General features: G+C 42.8%; 23 protein-coding genes. 16 read left to right on the forward strand and 7 right to left on the reverse strand.

Going from position 1 to position 21030, the window contains the following annotated elements; translation table 11 throughout:
• Positions 1-147: 147 nt before the first annotated feature.
• The 4 genes from panB (at position 148) to H2C83_RS09910 (ending at position 3828) form a co-directional block, all read left to right on the forward strand.
• Positions 148-1020, forward strand: a complete 873-nt coding sequence (gene panB / locus H2C83_RS09895) for a 3-methyl-2-oxobutanoate hydroxymethyltransferase (RefSeq protein WP_181740263.1) — start codon at positions 148-150, stop codon at positions 1018-1020.
• On the forward strand, positions 1007-1945 hold the full coding sequence (gene panC, locus H2C83_RS09900) for a pantoate--beta-alanine ligase (RefSeq protein ID WP_181740265.1): 939 nt from the start codon (positions 1007-1009) through the stop codon (positions 1943-1945). Before panB ends, panC begins: the two co-directional genes overlap by 14 nt.
• Positions 1860-2243, forward strand: a complete 384-nt coding sequence (gene panD / locus H2C83_RS09905) for an aspartate 1-decarboxylase (RefSeq protein WP_181740268.1) — start codon at positions 1860-1862, stop codon at positions 2241-2243. Before panC ends, panD begins: the two co-directional genes overlap by 86 nt.
• 199 nt (positions 2244-2442) lie before the next feature.
• On the forward strand, positions 2443-3828 hold the full coding sequence (locus H2C83_RS09910) for a tetratricopeptide repeat protein (protein WP_181740270.1): 1386 nt from the start codon (positions 2443-2445) through the stop codon (positions 3826-3828).
• Between the two features lie 9 nt (positions 3829-3837).
• On the opposite strand, the gene H2C83_RS09915 is transcribed toward H2C83_RS09910, so the two are convergent.
• Positions 3838-4182, reverse strand: a complete 345-nt coding sequence (locus H2C83_RS09915) for a hypothetical protein (RefSeq protein ID WP_181740272.1) — start codon at positions 4180-4182, stop codon at positions 3838-3840.
• A gap of 504 nt (positions 4183-4686) precedes the next feature.
• On the opposite strand from H2C83_RS09915, the gene H2C83_RS09920 reads away from it, so the two are divergent.
• A complete protein-coding gene (locus H2C83_RS09920; RefSeq protein ID WP_181740332.1) occupies positions 4687-5832 on the forward strand; it encodes a TIGR04053 family radical SAM/SPASM domain-containing protein in 1146 nt (381 codons plus the stop codon).
• Positions 5833-6565: 733 nt separating this feature from the next.
• On the forward strand, positions 6566-6994 hold the full coding sequence (locus H2C83_RS09925) for a helix-turn-helix domain-containing protein (protein ID WP_181740274.1): 429 nt from the start codon (positions 6566-6568) through the stop codon (positions 6992-6994).
• Between the two features lie 153 nt (positions 6995-7147).
• Here H2C83_RS09925 and H2C83_RS09930 read toward each other — a convergent pair whose 3' ends face one another.
• The 3 genes from H2C83_RS09930 to H2C83_RS09940 all read right to left on the reverse strand — a co-directional run bounded on the left by H2C83_RS09930 (position 7148) and on the right by H2C83_RS09940 (position 9575).
• Positions 7148-7294 (reverse strand): hypothetical protein, encoded by a 147-nt coding sequence (locus tag H2C83_RS09930; RefSeq protein WP_181740276.1) that lies wholly within the window; start codon positions 7292-7294, stop codon positions 7148-7150.
• A 123-nt stretch (positions 7295-7417) separates the two neighbouring features.
• Positions 7418-8767: an amino acid permease gene (locus H2C83_RS09935; RefSeq protein ID WP_181740277.1), complete on the reverse strand. Its 1350-nt coding sequence runs from the start codon at positions 8765-8767 to the stop codon at positions 7418-7420.
• Between the two features lie 175 nt (positions 8768-8942).
• A complete protein-coding gene (locus H2C83_RS09940) occupies positions 8943-9575 on the reverse strand; it encodes a DsbA family oxidoreductase (protein WP_181740279.1) in 633 nt (210 codons plus the stop codon).
• Between the two features lie 376 nt (positions 9576-9951).
• On the opposite strand from H2C83_RS09940, the gene trxB reads away from it, so the two are divergent.
• The 5 genes from trxB (at position 9952) to H2C83_RS09965 (ending at position 14052) form a co-directional block, all read left to right on the forward strand.
• Entirely contained in the window at positions 9952-10896 is a 945-nt protein-coding gene (trxB, locus tag H2C83_RS09945; protein ID WP_181740281.1) for a thioredoxin-disulfide reductase, read from the forward strand.
• A 138-nt stretch (positions 10897-11034) separates the two neighbouring features.
• Positions 11035-11304 carry a hypothetical protein gene (locus H2C83_RS09950; protein ID WP_181740283.1) on the forward strand — a complete coding sequence of 90 codons (270 nt, stop codon included), beginning with the start codon at positions 11035-11037 and terminating at the stop codon, positions 11302-11304.
• Positions 11271-11792 (forward strand): CRISPR-associated protein Cas4, encoded by a 522-nt coding sequence (locus tag H2C83_RS09955; RefSeq protein WP_181740285.1) that lies wholly within the window; start codon positions 11271-11273, stop codon positions 11790-11792. Before H2C83_RS09950 ends, H2C83_RS09955 begins: the two co-directional genes overlap by 34 nt.
• A 118-nt stretch (positions 11793-11910) precedes the next feature.
• On the forward strand, positions 11911-12267 hold the full coding sequence (locus H2C83_RS09960; RefSeq protein WP_246333847.1) for a ribonucleotide-diphosphate reductase subunit beta: 357 nt from the start codon (positions 11911-11913) through the stop codon (positions 12265-12267).
• 468 nt (positions 12268-12735) lie between these two features.
• Positions 12736-14052, forward strand: coding sequence for an APC family permease (locus H2C83_RS09965; RefSeq protein ID WP_181740287.1), 1317 nt, complete (start codon positions 12736-12738; stop codon positions 14050-14052).
• A 41-nt stretch (positions 14053-14093) separates the two neighbouring features.
• Here H2C83_RS09965 and H2C83_RS09970 read toward each other — a convergent pair whose 3' ends face one another.
• Positions 14094-14933: a nucleotidyltransferase domain-containing protein gene (locus tag H2C83_RS09970; protein ID WP_181740289.1), complete on the reverse strand. Its 840-nt coding sequence runs from the start codon at positions 14931-14933 to the stop codon at positions 14094-14096.
• Positions 14934-15179: 246 nt separating this feature from the next.
• Here H2C83_RS09970 and nagA point away from each other — a divergent pair, with 246 nt between their 5' ends.
• The 3 genes from nagA (at position 15180) to H2C83_RS09985 (ending at position 17989) form a co-directional block, all read left to right on the forward strand.
• Positions 15180-16373 carry an N-acetylglucosamine-6-phosphate deacetylase gene (gene nagA / locus H2C83_RS09975; RefSeq protein ID WP_181740334.1) on the forward strand — a complete coding sequence of 398 codons (1194 nt, stop codon included), beginning with the start codon at positions 15180-15182 and terminating at the stop codon, positions 16371-16373.
• Positions 16373-17098, forward strand: a complete 726-nt coding sequence (gene nagB, locus H2C83_RS09980) for a glucosamine-6-phosphate deaminase (RefSeq protein ID WP_181740336.1) — start codon at positions 16373-16375, stop codon at positions 17096-17098. The genes nagA and nagB overlap by 1 nt, the downstream gene beginning before the upstream one ends.
• A gap of 162 nt (positions 17099-17260) precedes the next feature.
• Positions 17261-17989, forward strand: coding sequence for a GntR family transcriptional regulator (locus H2C83_RS09985; protein ID WP_181740291.1), 729 nt, complete (start codon positions 17261-17263; stop codon positions 17987-17989).
• A 202-nt stretch (positions 17990-18191) separates the two neighbouring features.
• Here the strand turns inward: H2C83_RS09985 and H2C83_RS09990 are convergent, their stop codons facing one another.
• Positions 18192-19139, reverse strand: coding sequence for an ATP-dependent DNA ligase (locus H2C83_RS09990; RefSeq protein WP_181740293.1), 948 nt, complete (start codon positions 19137-19139; stop codon positions 18192-18194).
• Between the two features lie 158 nt (positions 19140-19297).
• Here H2C83_RS09990 and H2C83_RS09995 point away from each other — a divergent pair, with 158 nt between their 5' ends.
• The gene (locus H2C83_RS09995) at positions 19298-19456 is read left to right on the forward strand and encodes a hypothetical protein (protein WP_181740295.1); all 159 of its coding nucleotides are present in this window, start codon (positions 19298-19300) and stop codon (positions 19454-19456) included.
• 303 nt (positions 19457-19759) lie between these two features.
• On the opposite strand, the gene H2C83_RS10000 is transcribed toward H2C83_RS09995, so the two are convergent.
• Entirely contained in the window at positions 19760-19954 is a 195-nt protein-coding gene (locus tag H2C83_RS10000) for a hypothetical protein (RefSeq protein WP_181740297.1), read from the reverse strand.
• A gap of 113 nt (positions 19955-20067) precedes the next feature.
• Between H2C83_RS10000 and ligD the strand changes: the two genes are divergently transcribed.
• On the forward strand, positions 20068-20970 hold the full coding sequence (ligD, locus tag H2C83_RS10005; protein WP_181740299.1) for a non-homologous end-joining DNA ligase: 903 nt from the start codon (positions 20068-20070) through the stop codon (positions 20968-20970).
• Positions 20971-21030: the final 60 nt, after the last annotated feature.

Below are 21030 nucleotides of genomic sequence, written 5' to 3' on the forward strand. Positions count from 1 at the left end.
AGCCATTGGGACGGGGACAGAAAAGGAAAAAGACCGGATAGTTACGGGAAAAAGACCGGATAGTTACGCCTTTTTTCGTCCCGACAAGAGACGATTAAAAGGCGTTTTCTTTTTTGGGCCCAGGCATCAAGCACAGGAGGGACATTTATGGCAAAGAAAAAAGTGACCAGAAGAACATTGCTTAAAATGAAACGCAATCAGGAACCGATTGCAATGATAACTGCGTACGATTATCCGTCTGCCTGTTTGGCGGAGGATGCAGGAGCCGATATCCTGCTGGTGGGTGATTCTCTGGGAATGGTTGTTTTGGGGTATGATTCAACCATTCCGGTCACATTGGAAGATATGCTCCATCATACGAAAGCAGTTGCCAGAGGAGCAGGAAATGCGATGGTAATTACGGATTTACCGTTTATGACAGCGCATCTTCCCACAGGTGAGGTGTTGAGAAAGGCAGCCCGTCTGATGCAGGAAGGATTGGCATATGGCGTAAAGGTGGAAGGGGGCGCCGAGATTGAAGAGAAGGTAAAAGCCTTGACTGCGGCGGGTGTGCCTGTGATGGGTCATCTCGGGTTGACCCCGCAATCAGTCAATCAACTGGGCGGATATCTGATCCAGGGCAAGGATTTGCCCAATGCCCAACGTTTGCTGGATGATGCCAAACGAATCGAAGAAGCCGGGGCATTTTCCCTGGTGTTGGAATGTGTACCGGAGGAACTGGCTGAACTTGTAACAAAGCACCTGGAAATTCCGGTGATCGGTATTGGCGCCGGTCGTTACTGTGACGGCCAGGTTCTTGTTTACCACGACATCCTGGCGCTGGCGGGAGATTTGCACCCTTCGTTTGTCAAGGTTTATCGGGAAGCAGGCAAATTGATGGCTTCCGGCATTCAGGAATATGTGCAAGACGTTAAAAACAGGCATTTTCCAGAAGAAAAACATGTGTCTCATTTAAAAGAGGGATTGTTGGAACAATTGCACGGTTATATTGAAGGAGCTCAAAAACATGAAGAAAATTAAGACAGTTGCGGATATGCGAAAAGAATTGAAGCAGAGAAAAGGAATTGTCGGGTATGTGGCGACAATGGGGTTTTTGCACAAGGGCCACCTGAGTTTGGTGGAACGGGCGAGACAGGAAACAGACACTGTGGTAATGTCCATCTTTGTAAATCCCCTGCAATTTGGTCCCAATGAGGACTTTGACAGGTATCCGAGAGATCTGGAACGGGATGCACAGTTGGCAGAGCAGGCCGGGGTGGATATTCTGTTTCACCCTGATGTGAAAGAAATGTATCCCGATACTCCATTGACAACGGTAAATGTTAGCCAGATAACAGAACGGTTATGCGGAGTGGCACGTCCAGGCCATTTCACCGGTGTTGCAACTGTGATTAGCAAGTTTTTTCATATTATCCAGCCTGACCGGGCTTATTTTGGATTAAAAGACGCACAGCAAGTAGCTGTGATTGAGCAAATGGTTCGCGAACTCCATTTTCCGGTTACCATCGTTCCATGTCCGATTGTTCGTGAGGAGGACGGACTGGCAATGAGTTCCCGAAATGTTTATCTATCTGCAGAAGAAAGAAAACAGGCACTTGTATTAAATCAAGCATTAAAGGAAGCGCAGGAATTAATCGATAAAGGAGAATTGCTGAAAGCCGACGATTTGATATCCTATATTACCTGGCGGATCAAAAGCCAGCCGCTCGCGAAAATCGATTATGTAGAAACGTTGAGCTATCCGAAACTGGAACCGATTGAACGGGTTGACAAACAGCCTTCTATTGTTGCGATTGCCGCTTATTTCGGCAAAACCCGCCTGATCGATAACTTTTTGTATCTCGGGAAGGAGGATAAACATGTTTCGAATGATGATGAAAGGAAAAATTCACCGTGCCACCGTAACAGAAGCCAATCTCAATTATGTGGGAAGCATCACAATTGATGAGGATATCCTGGATCAAGTAGATATTTTACCAAATGAAAAGGTACAGGTTGTCAATAACAATAATGGGGCACGTCTGGAGACTTACGTCATCCCCGGAAAGCGGGGAAGCGGAGTGATCTGCTTGAATGGTGCAGCGGCCCGTCTGGTGCAGCCGGGTGATCGGATAATCATTATATCTTATGCCATGATGGATGATGAGGAAGTGAAAAAACACCGGCCCAAAGTGGCGGTCATGGACGAACGTAACCGGATTGTCGAATTGATTGGTGAAGAGTTGCGTGGTATGGTTCTTTAACACGATCTCCGGCAAAATCGGTTAAAACAGCTGGAGTCGATTCCCGTAAGAAAGAGACCATTCGGGTTCCTGACTGCTTCAGGCCCTTTTATTGAAGCTTGCTCCCGTATACAGGCGGGAGTTTTTTTATTGACGGGGTATGGAAATGGGCGGATCGAGAGACGCTACTACATAGAAGAAGATGGAGGGGGTTTAAAGCATGCTTCATCAGCAATGGATGGACTGGGCACAAAAGTTTTTGGGAGAAATTAAAGCCAATTATCCTCATTGTTCCGTTACAGAGCGCTCCGAATTAAGACGTCGTTTTATGGAAATCAAGAAATCATGTAACGAAGTCTTGGAAGCATGGGCAAGGATTGAAGAACAGTTAACCGAATTGGCGGCTGAACATCCCGGGCTCATATCACATGACAATGAAATTCAGGAAGAAGTCTGGCTGAACGAGACGTCTGTTCGTCAATTCCGCCAGGGACAAGGTTATTATGGATTAACCATGTTTGACGAAGCCAGAAAAATTTTTCAGCAGGTGGTCGATGAGGAACCGGATTTTTTACTGGGCAGAATTTACTTTGGACTGACACTTTTCCATGAAGGTGAGTTGGCGGAAGCAAACCGCCAGTTTCAACTGGTTTTAAAAACAGCCAATCACGATTCCTTCACCGTTTTTGCCAGTCACATGCTGGGTTGCATCGCTGTAAAAGAAGGAGAGGACCGGCAGGCGATTCGCAGGTTTTCAGAAGTGATTTCCGCCATGCCTGACCATGCGGATGCCTGGTTTAACATGGGGGCATGTTATTATCGCCTGGAGGAAGTTCATGAAGCGATTCCCTGTTTTTATCATGCGTTGTCAGTCAACCCGGATGACTGGGAATCCATGTTTTTCCTGTCTCATTGCTACCGTGCCATCAAAGAATGGAACAGTGTTTCTTTCTGGCGTTTAGCTGCATATGAAAAAACGAAACATCCGCGGATTCTGGAATCAATTGCACATGATTATGAGGAGATGGGATTGCCCGATAAGGCATTGGAATGGTATCACCGCTTGTTGGGCAAAGATTCCAAATATCCGGGCGCCTATCATGGATTGGCCTGGAATCTATGGGTGAAGGGGCAAAAAAAGGAAGCATTTTCCTGGCTGAAAAAAGGGCTTTCCCTGTTTCCGCACCATCTGGAACTGCAGTTTGCGTATGTTTGGATGTGCATGGCAAACAATGAACGGGCCAAAGCAGAAAAAGCGATGTCTGTTCTTCCGGATGATGTCAGTGAAGACCCCTTGTGGATGGCGGTTCGATCCCGTCTCTCCATACTGACAGGAAATTTGAATCAGGCAACCGATTTCGCAGAACAGTTGTTGCGGGAAAAAAAGCCTTCTTTTCAGGCGATGGGTCATTATCACAAAGGCAGGACCCTGTTGGAAATGGGGGAACTTCAGGATGCAATCCGACATTTTCGCCGTGCCCGGGAACTGGTTTCTTCATGGAAAGATCCGGTATTTTTTGAGGGAGTCTGTCATTTGATTGAAGGCCGGTCTGACGCAACCCGCTCATGCTGGAACCAGTTGATGTTAAAGAAACAGGACAGATAGTGACCACTTTTAAGGATGATGCCAATAGCGAAGATAGGTTTCGTGCTGGGTTGGATTTTTGTAAAGAAACCGGCCGTTGGTATCATAATAGTATTCATATTGACGATAACGTTCAACAATCCAGTATCCGTCTGAATCTGTGGGAGACGAAAGGACTGGTTGCACCTTTTTCGATCCCACTTTTTCCATTACATATTCGGTTCGTAAGGAGGAATCAGATGGCTTGGCGACAGATGGAACGGCATGATCAACGGGCACTGTGCTTTTGCCAAGCCACAAACTGGCCAACAGGATAATCGTTATCGCTAGTGTCCCGGCAATGGCCTGAGTGAGTGATGACTGCATCCACTTCATAAAAACCCCTCTTTTTCCTTTTTTAGATTTATATGTACATCGAAGGCAACGAATGAAAAAATAATAAAAATTGTTACAATCATATAAAAGGAAAAAGAAAGAGCATTTAAACCGATGCAAGAATGCCATTTGAAACACCCATGCAATCCCGTAATTACATTTTTTTCCGTGCTTTCCCTTTGCCTGGCGCTGGGTGTTGATTCTGTTTGAATCGGAATGGGTTACCCGTTTTGAACACATAAGTTTGAACGACCTGGCCAGCCTTTCGAAAAGATATGTGACCAACCGCCGGGGGCAGGATTTTACTGGTGGAGCGTGATTTATGTCCGGGATGAAAATAATTACGGATTGAAAGAAACACAAAGAGATCCATGAAAACCCGCTTTTTCAAAGTTGTTCACAATATCGGTCTATTTTCGAAGCTCTTCTCCATTTTATAAACGATATAATTATAGAAAGAAACTAAATTGGTTAAATATCATAAAAGTGAGTTTGGTGATAAACATGCATGAAAATGGCCATCCAGGCAAATATTCACATGGTGCCGTTCATCAAGTTGATTATAATAAAAATCCTTTTATTGTTATTTGGGAGGTAACCCGTGCCTGTCAATTGAAATGTGTACACTGTCGGGCAGATGCACAGTTGAACCCGGACCCAAGGGAATTAACTCATGAAGAGGGCATTAACCTGATCGACCAAATCTATGATATGAATAACCCGATGCTTGTTTTTACAGGCGGAGACTGCATGATGCGAGAAGATTTGTTCCAGCTGGCAGATTACGCTGTAAAAAAGGGCATGCGGGTATCCATGGTACCAAGTGCGACAGATAATGTGACGAAGGAGAAGATGGAGCGGGCAAAAGAGGTTGGCTTGTCCCGTTGGGGCTTCAGCCTAGATGGACCGACGCCGGAAATTCATGATGCTTTTCGCGGCACTCCCGGGTCTTTTGACTTGACAGTCAGGAAGATTCGACAATTGAACGAGTTGAAGATGCCGTTACAGATTAATACCGTCATTTCCCGTTATAATTATGACCAACTTGAAGAGATGGCCCGGCTCGTTGGCGAATTGAAAGCAATTATGTGGTATATCTTCCTTCTCGTTCCTACTGGACGGGGTCAGCTTGATGCCTGTATTTCTCCTGCAGAGCATGAAAAGGTATTCCGTTGGTTGTATGAATTGAGCAAAACTGCTCCTTACGATATTAAAACAACCGCTGCACAGCATTACCGTCGTGTGGTGTTCCAGCAAAAAGCGAAGGAGCATATCGTTGACAGGAGTCGGATTCGTTATGAAGACACGTTGACGAAAGACATGGCCTCAAGCATCGATGGCTTGAAACGGGCGCCAAAAGGGGTGAATGACGGCGTTGGCTTTATCTTTGTTTCCCACATTGGAGAAGTGTTGCCAAGCGGGCTTCTCCCGATTGTGGTCGGGAACGTGCGGGAAAAGCCATTGGCTGAAATATACCGCGAATCTCCGGTTCTGAAGGAATTGCGAAATCCGGACAACTACAAGGGAAAGTGCAGCGTCTGTGAATTCCGCTATGTTTGCGGTGGATCCCGTTCAAGGGCATACGCGGTAACCGGTGACTATTTGCAGAGTGAACCCTTCTGTGTGTACATTCCTGAAGCCATGCGCTAAAAGGCAGCGACTTAATGCTTTCCTGGAAGTACATGTTTTTATCTTGAAAATCGATGTTCGAAAGAGATCACTGATCACAAACGGACTATTCGCATTGGCTTGAAACGGTTTTCTTATTTCGGAGCTACTGCATATGGTCCAGTGTGTAGATGGAAAAAAGATTGTATAAAGCCTATTTCTGATCCTTTGACAGAATGACAGAGAAGTCGATTCCCCCTTACGGTCTTTGTGGGCAGGATCGGCTGGTTTAAAGGCCCGCGCTTTATTTTGCCAGCGGGCTTTCTCCCTGATAAGGAGGCTGTTCTTCTCTTGGACGGAACGTGGGGATGACCGGTAACAACTCCTCACACCGATGTACCATCGAATCCCTTCCGCGGGATTTCGATGATGGTTTTCAATTCAGTACCTGAAAAAAGAATTTTTTCTCCCCACATGTATTCCAATAATTAATATTTAACCATTTCTACAACTAATTTTTCTATTTATTCTACCCTGTTTACTTTGATTATTCGTGAAAAAGTATTATACTTTAATTTATGAATATATCATTGTTACGGAATAAACCAAATCCAAATGATACAAATTTTTGGAATGTTTTATATCAAATGATTCTGCTTTCAGGTGTTTTTTTCTGTCCTCATGTGGCGAGGAAGTTATCACCCATTTGGATAAGCCAGTTTGCCAATAAATATTTTGCAATATTTATACATTAACAATGGGAGGATTATTGTGTATGAAATTAATTCCCCGGATTGATAGTGTGTTGACAAGAAGAAGAGAGGAAGGATGGAAAATATTTGGGAAAAAGCCGAGCCAAACTTCGTTGGCCAGGGCATTGGGGGTTCGCAAACAACAAGTGTCTTTGTGGGCCCGAGGCGGGGCTATGCCGAGGTCTGAAACGATTTTCCACATGGCACATCTTCTGGGAGTTCGTCCGGATGAATTGTACGAATTTATCCCGCCGACCGAGAAGGAGCAGTTAGAGATCATCAAAGAGTTTGACAAGAAGGAAAAAGAGGATATTTTAAGACGCAAAGAAAATAAAATCAGGGAACTGCGCGAAAAAGGTTATAGTGATGAGGTCATTCAGGAGCAAATTCGGATGATGGGTTTAACCAAATATGACCATTATACAGAGAAACCTCAACGCAACCGGACTTAAATTATAAATATGTGTCTTTTTAAACAAGCATTTTGGCAGACTTTTTAAAATTTCAAAATATGGTTTTGGTCCATGACAGAATGGATCACTTCACAGCGCCAATGAAAAAGAAGAGGTTTAACCGGGGCAGGCGTTCATTGTTACGACGCGCGGCTAATGGGGAGTTATTGTCACGACAGGGGAAGCAAAAAAAGGAAAATCAAGGGTTTCCAGCAGAAAATAGAGGGCAGCTGTTCCCAACAAACACAAGATCCATGGCAAAACAGTCCGGTTGAATACGACAGCACGAATTGACAGCAAAGAAAAAATAAAGATACCAAAAAAAAGAAACTCTTTTGCCTTTTGTTAACAACAGTTATACTAAAAAAATAGAAGCCACCTGAAAAGGCAGTCTTATCAATTATGACTCGGTCTGTTTCGGTGTTAATGTTTTTTTACAAACTGGTAGCTGATAATCAGGATTAACAGCCAAATTGGCCCCACAAGCAAAGCAATCCGTGTTTCATCGTTAAATGCCAGTTGGATAGCTACCAGTCCCAGGAATAACAGGGTTATCCAGTTTGTGAACGGATACCCGGGCATTCTGAACTTGACTTGTGCGCCCATTTTTTTCCGGTATTTCAAATGAGCATAAACAATCATGCCCCACGTCCACAATGCACCGAAAGTGGCCACGCTTGTAATATATATGAATGCTTTCTCGGGAATGACATAGTTGAGTAAAACACCAATCATCATAATCAGAGCGGACACTGTGGTCCCGTGTGCAGGTACATGCCTGGAATTCAATTTACCCAATGCACCCGGTGCCTGACGCTGGAGGGCCAATGTATAAAGCATGCGGCCTGTGCTGAAAATTCCGCTATTACATGAGGATAAGGCTGCAGTCAGTACAACAAAATTGATAATACCAGCAGCGGCCGGTATTCCCACTTTTGCGAAAATCAGCACAAAAGGACTCGTCGTTTCGTCCATTTTATTCCAGGGATACATGGACATGATGATGGTCAGTGCACCGATATAGAAAATCAATATCCGCCAAATGGTATTGTTAATTGCTTTTGGCAGGGTTTTGGCAGGATCTTTCGCTTCACCGGCGGTAACACCAATTAACTCAACTCCCAGGAAAGCAAACATTACCATCTGCAATGCAAACAAGATTCCCAATGTTCCAAATGGCATGAATCCACCGTTTACCCAAAGATTGGAAAATCCGACAATCTGCCCGTCATTTCCCCAACCCGTGAAAATCATGACCAATCCGACAGCAATTAGTACAAGGATGGTTACGACTTTGATCAGTGCGAACCAAAACTCAACTTCACCAAACAGTTTTACTGCAATCAGGTTAACAAAGTAGACAGCCAGCAGTGCTCCTAAGGCGGGAAGCCATTGAGGAATATCTGGTAACCAGTAACGAGTATAAACTCCAACCGCGGTAATTTCCGCCATTCCTGTTACTACCCACATAAACCAGTAATTCCAGCCTGTTACAAATCCAGCCCATGGACCAACAAACTCTGTTGCATAAGTACTGAATGATCCGGCGACAGGTTTGAAAAGTGCCAATTCTCCCAGAGCCCGCATGATAAAAAAAATCACCAATCCGCCTATAGCATAGGCAAGAATCAGTGCGGGCCCGGCAGTCTGAATCGCCTGCGCCGAACCGAGAAATAATCCTACTCCGATTGCGCCACCAATTGCGATTAATTGTATATGTCGATCGCTCAAGCCTCTGGCTAGTTCATCTTTAGGCTTTCTTTCTTGCTTCATTTGTTTCCCCCCCTCAGCAGATTAACAATTTATTACAGGAAAAAATCAACTTGATATTATTGTAAATAAAAATGTTAACGTTTTCAACTAATATAATTCCGTATCGATTTTAATAGTAAAGATTTTCTTATAAATAATTTATTTTTATAAAAATAAATCGACATATTATTTTTCCTTAGGATGCACTTACTTCCCGAAAAGCATGTAGAAAATTTTCTTTGGGATGAGCACCAGTTAATGCCAGATTATCATTAATAATAAAGAAAGGGATGCTCTGAATCCCTATTTTTTTGGCTTCTGCCAGGTCTTTTTCCACTTTGGACCGGAATGTTTCCTGTTCAAGCTTTTCTTTCACTTCTGCCGGATTCAGGTCAAATGATTCGGCTATATTTACTAAAATATCTATATTACCTATATTTAATCCCTTTTCAAAATAAGCCTGAAACAATGCTTCAACCATTTCTGTCTTTTGGCCCTGCCTGGCCAGTTTAACCAGCATATGTGCTGGAAGCGTATGGGGTAATGATTCAATTTCATGAAAAAAAAATCGTACACCAACAGGAGCTCCTGCCTGGGCGATCTCCTGGAGTGATTGGTATGCTCTTGACATGTTTCCCATCTTTCTAACCATCATTTCCATAAAAGAAACTCCATCACGTGAAATTTCAGGATATAGCATATATGACCGATATTCAATTTCCATGGTTTCTCCGGATTGCTCTGTCCATACATGCATGGCATCTATAAGATTCTTCTCTCCAATGCGGCACCAGGGACATATCAAATCATGATAAACCTCAATCTTCATTTTGTCTCTCCTTTAACTTAATCAACTTCGGCTATATCGATAATAACATAAACCAGTATAGCACAAATTTATCATTAGATACTATTCAAAAGTAAGCATTTGTGGTATGATATCTTCTGAGTACAGGAAAGTGTGTGAATAAAATGTGAAACAGCTGGATAAAGTTTGGTCCTTAAGGAATTGAATTCGCATTGCAAAAAAAGAAAAACGGATGCCAGGAAAAATGTTTTAACAGGTGATAAAACAGGAATGTTAAAAAAACAGGTTTTGTATCATTCAATTGGGTTGGTACCTTGTTTAAGGTATAATTATAAAAAATCAGTTAATCAGTTAATCTTATTGATATATCTGTTTTTTAAGACAGGAGGTTTTACTGATGGAAAAAGTGACTGTAATCGGAACTGGACCAGCGGGGTTAACAGCAGCTATCTACCTGGCTCGTTCCAATATGAAACCATTGGTGATTGAGGGACTGGAACCAGGCGGACAATTGACGACAACAACGGAAGTTGAAAATTTTCCGGGGTTTCCAGAAGGTATCATGGGTCCCGAATTAATGAATAATATGCGAAAACAGGCAGAACGTTTTGGAACCACATTTAAAGCAGGATGGGTAAAAAAAGTAGATTTGTCCAGGCGTCCTTTTAAAGTGTTTGTCGGGGACGAAGAAATTGAAACGGAAGCATTGGTTATTTCTACAGGAGCCAAGGCCAGGTTGCTCGGGATTCCTGGCGAAAAAGAAAGCATAGGAATGGGAGTAAGTGCCTGTGCTACTTGTGACGGATTCTTTTTCCGTGACAAAAAACTGTTGGTTGTTGGCGGCGGGGATTCAGCGATGGAAGAGGCAACTTTCCTGACCCGGTTTGCTTCAGAAGTTACGGTTGTTCATCGTCGGGATGAATTGCGGGCATCAAAAATCATGCAGGAACGCGCCCGCCAAAACGAAAAGATTAAATGGGCGTTGAACCGGATTCCTGTGGAAGTGGTTCGGAATGAAATGGGTGTTAAAGGCTTGAAAGTGAAAAATAATGAAACGGGCCAAGAAGAAATTCTCGAAGCGGATGGAATTTTCATCGCCATCGGGCATAAGCCGAATACCGACTTTTTGGAAGGACAACTGAAGCTCGATGGGCTGGGTTATGTTGAAGTTGAACCTGGCACAACAAAAACCAGTGTTCCCGGCGTATTTGCCTGCGGCGATGTTCAGGATCCTGTTTACCGCCAGGCAATTACAGCGGCCGGATCCGGATGCATGGCGGCACTGGATTGTGAACGCTTTTTGGAAGGAAATGCAGCAGACGACTGGAGCAAATCGCTATAATCAGTCGGGGTGGAAATGGCTCTTTCCTGTTTTTCCGGGAAAGAGCCAAAATTTTAAAGACTATATACACAATATTCAAAAAATATTTTAGAATTGGTTGTTTCCGGTTTGATTGTTTAGCAAAGGAGAATTTCCGCAATGGAAAAAAGGTGGATTACAGTAAAGGAAATCAGTCAGTTTTGTTATTGTCCCGAACAATGGCGTTTGAACAGGCTATATCGGCAAGGAATGGTAGAGGCTGACAAGAAAAAAATCCGGATAAAAGAGAGATCTTTCCGGGAAGGGATTCTTTATCATCGGAAGAAAGCCATCCTGTTGTGGTTAAAAACAACGGGAATCACCTGGGGGTTTTGGGGGATTGGGACAGGTTTATTATGGTTGATCCTGTGGCTGGTGATGAACCAATGAAAATGGAAGTGATTCTGGTTTTGCCGGTCATACTGCTATGGGGATGGCTATGGTTCAGATTTCGGAGAAAACGGGATCGGCTGGTCTACTCGGATACCGGTGGAAACGGGGCGATATTGGTTGATGAAGATCTGGGAATTCGGGGCAAGCCGGACGAAATATGGAAGCTTAAAGATGGAACCTGTCTGGTGGTGGAGCACAAATCGTCGGTTTTAAAAAATAAACTGCCATATCCGGGAGACCGTCTGCAGCTGGCAGCGTATTTGCTGTTGGTGGAAAAATATTTTCAGACATACAATCTCATTGGAGAGATTCGCTATCGCAACCGAACTTTCCAACTCAAATGGACACCTGCTTTAAAAAGACAACTGACTCGAGTTATTCGGCAAATGCGGCAGGTCGAGCGAACAGAAGAAACAACCGTAAATGTTTATTTGCCAAAGTGCATGAAATGCCAATTTTATAAGGTTTCTTGCCTCAAGGCTTAACTGGCAATAAAGGTGTGGCACTTGAAGTGTTTGCACCTTTATTCATTACTATAAACAAGTTTGTAACACAAACAAAAATAAAACTTTACCATAAGCCAACATCATTTATTTATTGAAAATGGAAAAAATGACGTCTACTGCAACCATCATCAAGTATATTCAACAGGACAAACTGACACATGTGGTGCTGTTTCAAAATATGTTCAGGGAACTGCGCAAGGAAAATCCGGAACTGTTTACCCCGGAGTTTGTTGAAGAGCTGCGTGAAATGACGCGTATTGCCGTACAACATGAAATTCATTGGGGCCAGTATATTGCCAATAATCAGATTCAGGGATTAACCAATAAACTTATTGAGAAATACATTAAATACCTGGCCAATGAACGTCTCGGACGCCTGGGACTTGAAATTTTGTATCCGGAAATGACTGCCCATCCTCTGAGATGGGTTGAAAGTTTCTCTAATCTTATGTGACCAAAACGGATTTTTTTGAACAGAAGGTTACCAATTATGCAAAGGTGAGCTGCATGGATTTTGGTGATCTGTAACCTTGGAAAGGAAGCAATTATGAATGGGAAGTTTGAAACGATCGTTGCTGGAAGAAAATCAATCTCTTTGATGTTTTAATTGAAAAAATATAGAAAAAATCATTGCAGAAAGCAATTTTTTAGAAATTGTTTTGTGTCTTTCTTTCAGAGAAGGAGAGACAGCGGTTCGATTTCCTGCAGTTTTGCGGGGGGAGTGTCAGTCGAATTTGCTTCCACAAGTTTGTTGAAATCTAAGACTGTCCTGATGGCGAGACAGTCTTTTTATTATGCCAATTCCATTTTACATAATCTGCATATTCTAAATAAATTTACTTAATTAATATAGGTATATATTTATCCTAAACAATGTATAATTTGTCTGTATTAACATAACCTTTTTTGAGGAGGGGTGCTCTTGGATCAGACAAATAGTCAATTAAAACGAGATATTGGTTTTTTCACGGCATTGTCGATTGTTATTGGAACCGTTATCGGATCTGGCGTTTTCATGAAACCGGGCATTGTCCTTGAATCATCAGGGAGCACTTTAATGGCTCTTGCTGCCTGGTTAATTGGGGGGATATTTTCGATTGCAGGCGGGCTTACTATTGCAGAAGTAGGAGCCCAAATCCCCAAAACAGGAGGACTATATACCTATATCGATGAAATTTATGGAAAATTTTGGGGGTATTTATCCGGTTGGATCCAAACAGCCGTATATGGCCCTGCCATCATTGCAGCATTGGGGCTGTATCTGGGTTCGTTGCATGTTCATCTGTTTAATATTGAAGGGAGAATTTGGGAATTTGTTATTGCAATCGGTTATGTTCTATTCCTGATGTGGGTAAACATTATCGGAACAAAATATAGCGGTTGGGTACAAAACGTTACAACGGTAGCCAAGCTTATTCCGATTGCAGCGATCATTATATTCGGATTGTGGAAAGGTGAACAGACGATCTTTGATCCAGGCGCTTTCCAAACAACCGAACTTAGCTTTGGTGCTGCTGTATTGGCCACACTGTTTGCTTATGACGGTTGGGTTCTCCTGGCAGCTGTTGCCGGGGAAATGAAAAATCCGGCCAAGTTGCTGCCTAAAGCAATTTTAGGTGGTCTGTTATTTGTAACCGCTGTCTATTTATTGGTTAACGCGGCCTTATTTATCGTACTGCCTGCCGGTGAAGTTGTCCAGTTGGGTGAAAACGCTGCCGGAGTGGCATCAGAAATCCTGTTTGGAAAATTTGGTGGACTGTTGATAACGATAGGTATTATCGTTTCGATATTTGGTACCTTAAACTCAAAAATTCTTGGACATGCGCGTGTTCCGTTTGCGATGGGTGAACGCAAGCAATTGCCATTTGCAGACAGTATGGCAAAAGTTCATCCGCGTTTTAAAACACCGCATATTGCCATTATCCAGCAATCGGTATTTGCCATTTTCTTCATGCTTATCGGTGATCCGAACCGGCTGACCGATATCTCGATATTTGCCATTTATATCTTCTATATTTTCGGGTTCTATGCCGTGTTCACACTGCGCAAAAGAAATCCTGGAAAAGAACGTCCTTACAGTGTACCACTTTACCCATGGATTCCGATCCTGTCGATATTGAGTTCTTTATATGTTATTTACGCTATGTTAACGACAGATCCAATGGGTGGATTACTAGCCGTTCTGATTTTGCTGCTCGGCTTGCCAATCTACTATTATTTGAAAAAAAAATACAGTTAAGTTCCGTTTCAGATTTTATGGCCAAAGTGCATGAATTTGCTTCATGCACTTTTTGTCAATCTCTCTGTTTCCGAAACAAGTCCATGGAGTATTTCAACAGCTTGCTTCGTACGCTCCTGGTCAGTTGAGAGCAGGGTGAATATCCGGTCAATTTTTTTCTTGTAGGCTTGCGGTTTATGATCGAAACTTCCAATCATCCGTACAGCCTTTTTCTCGTTGATGCAGTATTCTTCATTCAGTGCAAACAAAACCTGGTTTAAACATGAAACGGTACGGAAACAATGGCCGGCAACATAAGGGATGTCGTCTTTATCGACATTATCTTTCGCAAACATTAAAGAGAATGATGCTTCAAACAAAAAATAGCGGATGATGGCATCTTTCAGAGCTTTTGGATAGGGTTTGGTTTTAGCTTTCAGTCTGGCGATTTTTTTGTCAGGATCGGTCAGAATTTTGCATACGGCGATTTCGCCCATATACATGGCATTCAGGTATGCGTGCGGATGCCCGGCATGATAATAGCTGGAAACATTTCCGGACAGGCATTCGTCAATGACCCGGGCTACTCTCTTGTATTCACGGAATATCAGATCAACATGATATCCCTGAACGATAATCCAACCGCCTCCGTTGATCCATTCTCCCCATTCACCAAGGGATGTAACCAGGTTCTGTCTGTGTTCATCATCCAGTTTCGCGGCTGCTTTGCCGATTCCATCAACTTCAAACCCGGCAACTATATCATAATAGATCCCGATATCAATATCGGAATCCGGGCGATTGGTTTTTCGTGCTCTGGAACCTCCCAATACGACTCCAACGATCCCGGGGATATTTTCCAATTCTTTGGCAATTGTATTTAAGATGTTTGTTACAGTCATAATTTTTATTCCCCCTGTTTTAAAATAAGCTGTTTTTTATAAAAGTCCCACATTAGAAATATATTTTTTTCCAATACTAAAGAAAACGGATTTGATGGTTGTATTTACTTTATTAGTATAACAGTGAAACACTTTTTTTATCAGATTCTGACTCGAACAATGCGCCATTTTTAAATATTGGTATAGACATATATACATATCAGGGTTAAACTGAAGAGGGTAAAAGGAGCAAAGGGGGTATGCATGATGGAGCAAAACAGGTTACTTACATTGATGAATGGACGGATTTACGCCGAACAGGAAACCATCCAAAATGGATACCTGCAAATGAGTGACAAATTGATTGCCGTAGGGGAAATGAGTGAATTTGTTCAACACCCCGATGAAGATGTTATTGATTTGCAAGGAAGAACGGTGATCCCGGGAATGATTGATATGCATATCCACGGGGTTGCAGGAGTAGATGTGATGGACGCAGTTCCCGAAGCTTTGGAACGAATGTCCGTTTACCTGGCCAGGGAAGGAACAACCGGTTTTTTGGCTACAACGATTACTCAATCCCCTGACAGGATTGCAAAAGCCATTTCGAATGTCGCCCATTACATGGAAAATTCGCAGACTGCCGGAAAAGCCGAATGTCTGGGAATTCACCTGGAAGGTCCGTTTGTTTCCCCAAAACGGAAAGGAGCCCAACCTCTTGAATTTATCATGGAACCCGATGTCAGCCAATTTCAGCTGTGGCAGGAAGCAGCCAGGGGAAAAATCAAACTGGTCACGCTTGCTCCGGAGGAACCGGGAGGAGCAGAACTGGCCCGGTATCTGCGGGAAACAGGTGTGATTGCGTCCATTGGCCATTCTGATGCCACTTATGATCAGGTCATGGAGGGGGTTGAAGCAGGGGTCAGTCATGTTACTCATTTATTTAACGGGATGCGCGGGTTTCATCATCGCGAACCGGGAGTAGCAGGAGCTGCAATGTTAAATGAGACGTTGAATGTCGAAATGATTCTGGATGGGATTCATATTGATCCACGCAGTGTCATACTGGCATATCAACAAATCACAAGCGAACGAATCCTTTTGATAACCGATGCCATGCGGGCCAAATGTATGAAAGAAGGCGTTTATGATCTGGGAGGGCAGCAGGTAACGGTCAATGAACGGGATGCCCGATTGGCTGATGGAACGCTGGCGGGAAGTATCTTAAAGATGAAAGATGCTGCCAGTAATATAAAAAAATTTACAGGTTGCTCGATGGAAGACATCATAAAAATGACGGCTTCCAACGCAGCCAAAGAACTGGATATTTATGATCGCAAAGGAAGCATTGCTGTGGGCAAGGATGCTGATCTTGTTGTTTTGAATCAGGATTTTGATGTGCATATGACTTTTTGCAGGGGTAAAATTGCCTATCACTCAGACAGAAAGGAACTTGAATGATGCAACTTATTCGGGCAAAAGATTATGATGAAATGTGCGCAAAAGCAGCTGAACATGTTATTCGTACAATTAAGGAAAAAAAGGCCCCCGTATTGGGACTGGCCACCGGAAAAACGCCGACAGGCGTTTATCGGAAACTTGTTATGGATCATTGGCAAAACCGGACTTCCTATCGTCATGTAACCACTTTCAATCTTGATGAATATGTAGGTCTTGGTTCAGATGATCCAACCAGCTTCCATTATTATATGAGGGAAAATTTTTTCGACCATGTGGATATTCCCGAGCAGCAAATCCATATTCCCAATGGAATTGCTTCCAATCTGGAGCAAGAGTGTTTGCAATATGAGTGTCAGATCGAAGAAAAAGGTGGAATCGATCTGCAAATCCTGGGGATTGGCGTAAACGGACATATCGGTTTTAATGAACCTGGAACGCCGTTTTATTCCCAGACCCATATTGTGAAGTTATCGGAATCAACACGTGAAGCAAACCAGTCATTTTTCAATTCGCTGGAGCAGGTTCCAAAATACGCGATTACGATGGGACTTTCCACCATCATGAAAAGCAGGGAAATAGTTCTGCTTGTTTCAGGAAAACGTAAGGCCCCAATCTTGCAGCAATTGTTGTCGTCGGAAGTGGTTTGCGAAGATTTGCCGGCTACGATTTTAAAACGTCATCCGCATGTAACAATTATTACAGATCAGGATGCATATTCATCATAGAGTCGCAGTTGCGGCTCTATGTCAATCATGACAGTACAAACTTGCTTTTTTCGGTATACTAATATTGGAATGAATAAAAGGAAAGATTTCCTGAAAAGTGGACAGTATTTTGACTTTTTCCAATTTGTTACTGAAAAAGCTGAACGAGAGGGTAATCAAATCATGAGAAGAGTATCCAAGGAGAGCCCGATTCCATTATATTACCAGCTTAAGGAAATTTTGCAAGAGATGATTGACAATGAAGAATTAAAACCTGGAGACATGATTCCACCGGAACGGGAGTTATGTGAGTTTCAGGGAATAAGCCGCATGACCGCGCGCAAGGCAATTTTGGCACTGGTCAATGAAGGTGTTTTATACCGCGCCAAGGGAAAAGGAACGTTTGTTGCTGAGCCTAAGCCAAAGCATCTGCTGCAACTCAAAGGTTTTACCGAAGAAATGAAAGAACAGGGCTTTACGGTCCGTACCAGAATTTTGTCGTTTCAGATCACAAAAGCAACGTTGAAGTTAAAAAAACAATTAAAAATGGAACAGGATCAGGAACTGGTGTATGAGATCAGACGGCTTCGAATAGTTAATGACATGCCATTTGCCATTGAAACGGTTTGGTTAAATCACGGTAAGCTTCCCGGGCTGAAAAAGGAAATGCTGGAAGATTCACTCTACAGCGTTCTGGGGGAAAAATATCATCTTTACCCGGAGTACGCTCAACAGACAATTGAACCGATCATGCTGAATGAATATGAATGCGGTCTCCTGGGGACCAATCCGCCTTCGCTGGCCATTTTATTCCGGCGAACCACCTATTCCAAACAGGGAGAGGTGATGGAATACACGAAATGCATATACCGGACTGATTCACATAAGTATGAAGTTTATTTACATCCGTAAAGCCAGTTGTAAATATTGTCAGCAGAAAAATATACCAGTGGCCGCAAGAGGCAGGAATTTTTATTTTATTTATTATATAAACATGTTTGTCATACAAACTAACTACACCACTTAATTCCAGTTCCGTTTATATACATTTTCACCGACCGGGATTAAAACGAATTACAGGATAAAAGCCAGAGCCATATGTTCTGGCTTTCTGTTATGTTTTTTGGTTAAGCCTGCATTGATGGGGAGGATGTTTTACAAAGGCTTGGATACTTGGCTGTCTTAATGTATGTCCTTCGATCCATTCTGTGTACTTTATTTTTACTGTGATCAAGGGTTTTAGCCAAGTGGCATCTTTATTTCGGGAAGGTTTGTTTACAAAAGGCATTTCTTTCTGAAAGAAAGGGTGAATCATTTGAGTGAAGCTTTTCCAGTCCGTTTGCGTCAATTTGCCTGTCCCCACATGGCCGATATACCAAAGCCGGTTTTCCTCATCAAATAATCCCAGTAACAGGGAGTTGACGATTGATTGTCGAAAAGTAACTCCTCCGACAACAGCGATCAAGTCATGATAATTTTTTTTCTTGATCCAGCGGCGGTCTTTGCCATTGACCGGGTATGTGCTGGTAAGATCCTTCACTACGATTCCCTCAAGATTTTGTTCTTTTACCGCTTCAAATAATGCATCCCCATCTTCAAAACTGGCAACAAGTTGTACATGGTTACAGGGTTTATAAATTTCCTGAAGCATTTTCAAACGGTCTGACAGCGGGGAAGAGACAACCCATTTGTGATTGAGGTATAAAATATCAAAGATCATGTAAGTAATGGGCACTTGCTGCTGAATGAAAGAAATCTTTTCAAGATTTCTGATTCCATCCCTTTTCATCACTTCATAAAAAGATGGTTTTCCATTTTTTAAAGCAATTACTTCCCCGTCCAGGATTGCGGATTTTGCATGAATATATTTATCAATTTTCAAGAGTTCCGGATAATGGTAAGTACGTTCATTTCTTTTGCGGTTAAAAAGCTTCACTTCCTTTCCATCCCAATAAGTACAGACACGAACCCCATCCCATTTAACCTGGGCAATCCATTGCTTTCCCTGAGGAATCGTGTTTGATTCAACCGGTTCAAAAGGAATAATGGGTGTCCATTTCATAAGATTCCCCCTCTTTTTCCCTATTTTGTTCAGAATCGTCAAAAAAACACTGCCAAAATATGAATCGAAAAGTGGGGGACCAGGATGAATAGAGACTGCTGTTTGGTGCGATGGTATATATTATTGATTTCTGCACCCGATCTCAAATGGCATTTATAGTGCTGCCGACGCTATATCGGAAGCAGATGCCAGTCGGATGGTTCGGTTACGAGAGAATCGATGTTGGAGCCGCCCATGATCTAAATGATGAAAAGCTTGAAAGGTTTGTTGAGATTATGGCTGATTTCTCGGCAGAACTTTCCGCAGCCAAGCGCTGAACGGGTTTGGAAGAGAAAAATAAAAAAGGCACTTTCCAATAAAATGGAAGTGCCTTTTTAAGATTTTTATCTTCTCCACCAGTGTCTTTGCCGTGGATTGCGGGTGGGGAATCGGGATAATAACAGGGAAAAATGGGAAAATTGGATACAGAAACGGTGGATAATACGGATATGGCCGATAGGGTGGATAACAAGGCGAACCATAGGGCCGTTAATTTGCATCTAAGGCATTTTCTGCTGATTCAAAAAAGTGATCCGGTTCGTTTACCGGAAAGTGTATGAAAGTAATTTTCCTTTCAGAATTTAATACGGGCCAAATCGCCGAAACGGGCGAAAAAAAGGATTAAAGGCAAAGAAAAAGAAAGGGCGTGGAAAGAAAAAAGGCGCAAAAAAAGGTCCTGGGAAAAATTGTGATGTGTTGAGTTTCTCCTGGTCAAGATGAAGTGGCATGCCCGTTGTTTCTACCGGATACGGGGGGATTTTATTTTGTTTGGCCATTAAGATTCCTCCTGCCGTTAACAGTTTGGATTGCTTGGATTGCTATAATTTATTCATTTGTCTTGAACCGGGTTATTTGTCCAATTCAAATTAGGCTTGGATGGGAGAAAAGGATGGCTGAAAAAGAACGTTATGTCCAAATTGAAGGAGCAGAAATAAAAATTTCCAATCCGGAAAAAGTGTGGTTTCCCGAAGCCGGAATTCGCAAATGGGATTTTGTATTATACTGTACCCGTCTGGCTCCTTACCTTTTGCCATATGTAAAGGACCGGTATTTGACGACAATCCGTTTTCCCGATGGCGTCAATGGAGAATCCTTTTACCAGAAAAACGCCCCGTCTTTTCGCCCTGACTGGGTAGAAACCAGAAAAGAGGGGAACATTGAATATATTTTACTCAATAATGTGCCAACACTGATCTGGTTGGCCAATCTGGCATGTCTGGAATTTCATATTTCATTTCATTCAGCTCAAAAACCGGTTCCGACCGAATTGGTATTTGACCTTGACCCGACTGTTTCCGGATTTGGCAAGGTTGTGGAAACGGCCTGGTTGATCAAAAACGTGCTTGACCGGCTGGAGTTAAAAAGTGTAATTAAAACATCGGGCGCAACCGGCCTTCAGATCTATGTACCGATTGAACCGGTTTATCCTTATGAACAAACACGGACAATCGGAGAGTTTGTGGCACATTACCTGGCGGAACAGCATCCGAAACTGGTAACGGTTGAGCGGCAGGTAAAAAAACGAGGCGACAAGGTATATATCGATTACTTGCAGCATTGGCGCAGCAAAACCCTGATTGCGCCATATTCCCCCAGGGCGGTACCTGAGGCAACCATATCAACCCCGCTTGAATGGAGTGAGGTGAATGAAAATCTGTCTCCCAAGCAGTGGACATTTTTTACAATATTTGACCGTTTAAAAGAAAAAGGGGACCTGTTCCAGCCTGTCCTGTCCCCGGACCGGCAGCGTCTGGACCCGATCCTGTCTTTCATAAAAAAACACAAGATGTAAAACGAAAGGGGACATGTTATCTTTATAGTGGAAAACTAAAGTTGTTGTGAGGAGGAACAT

It is taken from the genome of Thermoactinomyces mirandus (genome assembly GCF_013868055.1).
In the GTDB taxonomy this organism is placed as follows: domain Bacteria; phylum Bacillota; class Bacilli; order Thermoactinomycetales; family Thermoactinomycetaceae; genus Thermoactinomyces; species Thermoactinomyces mirandus.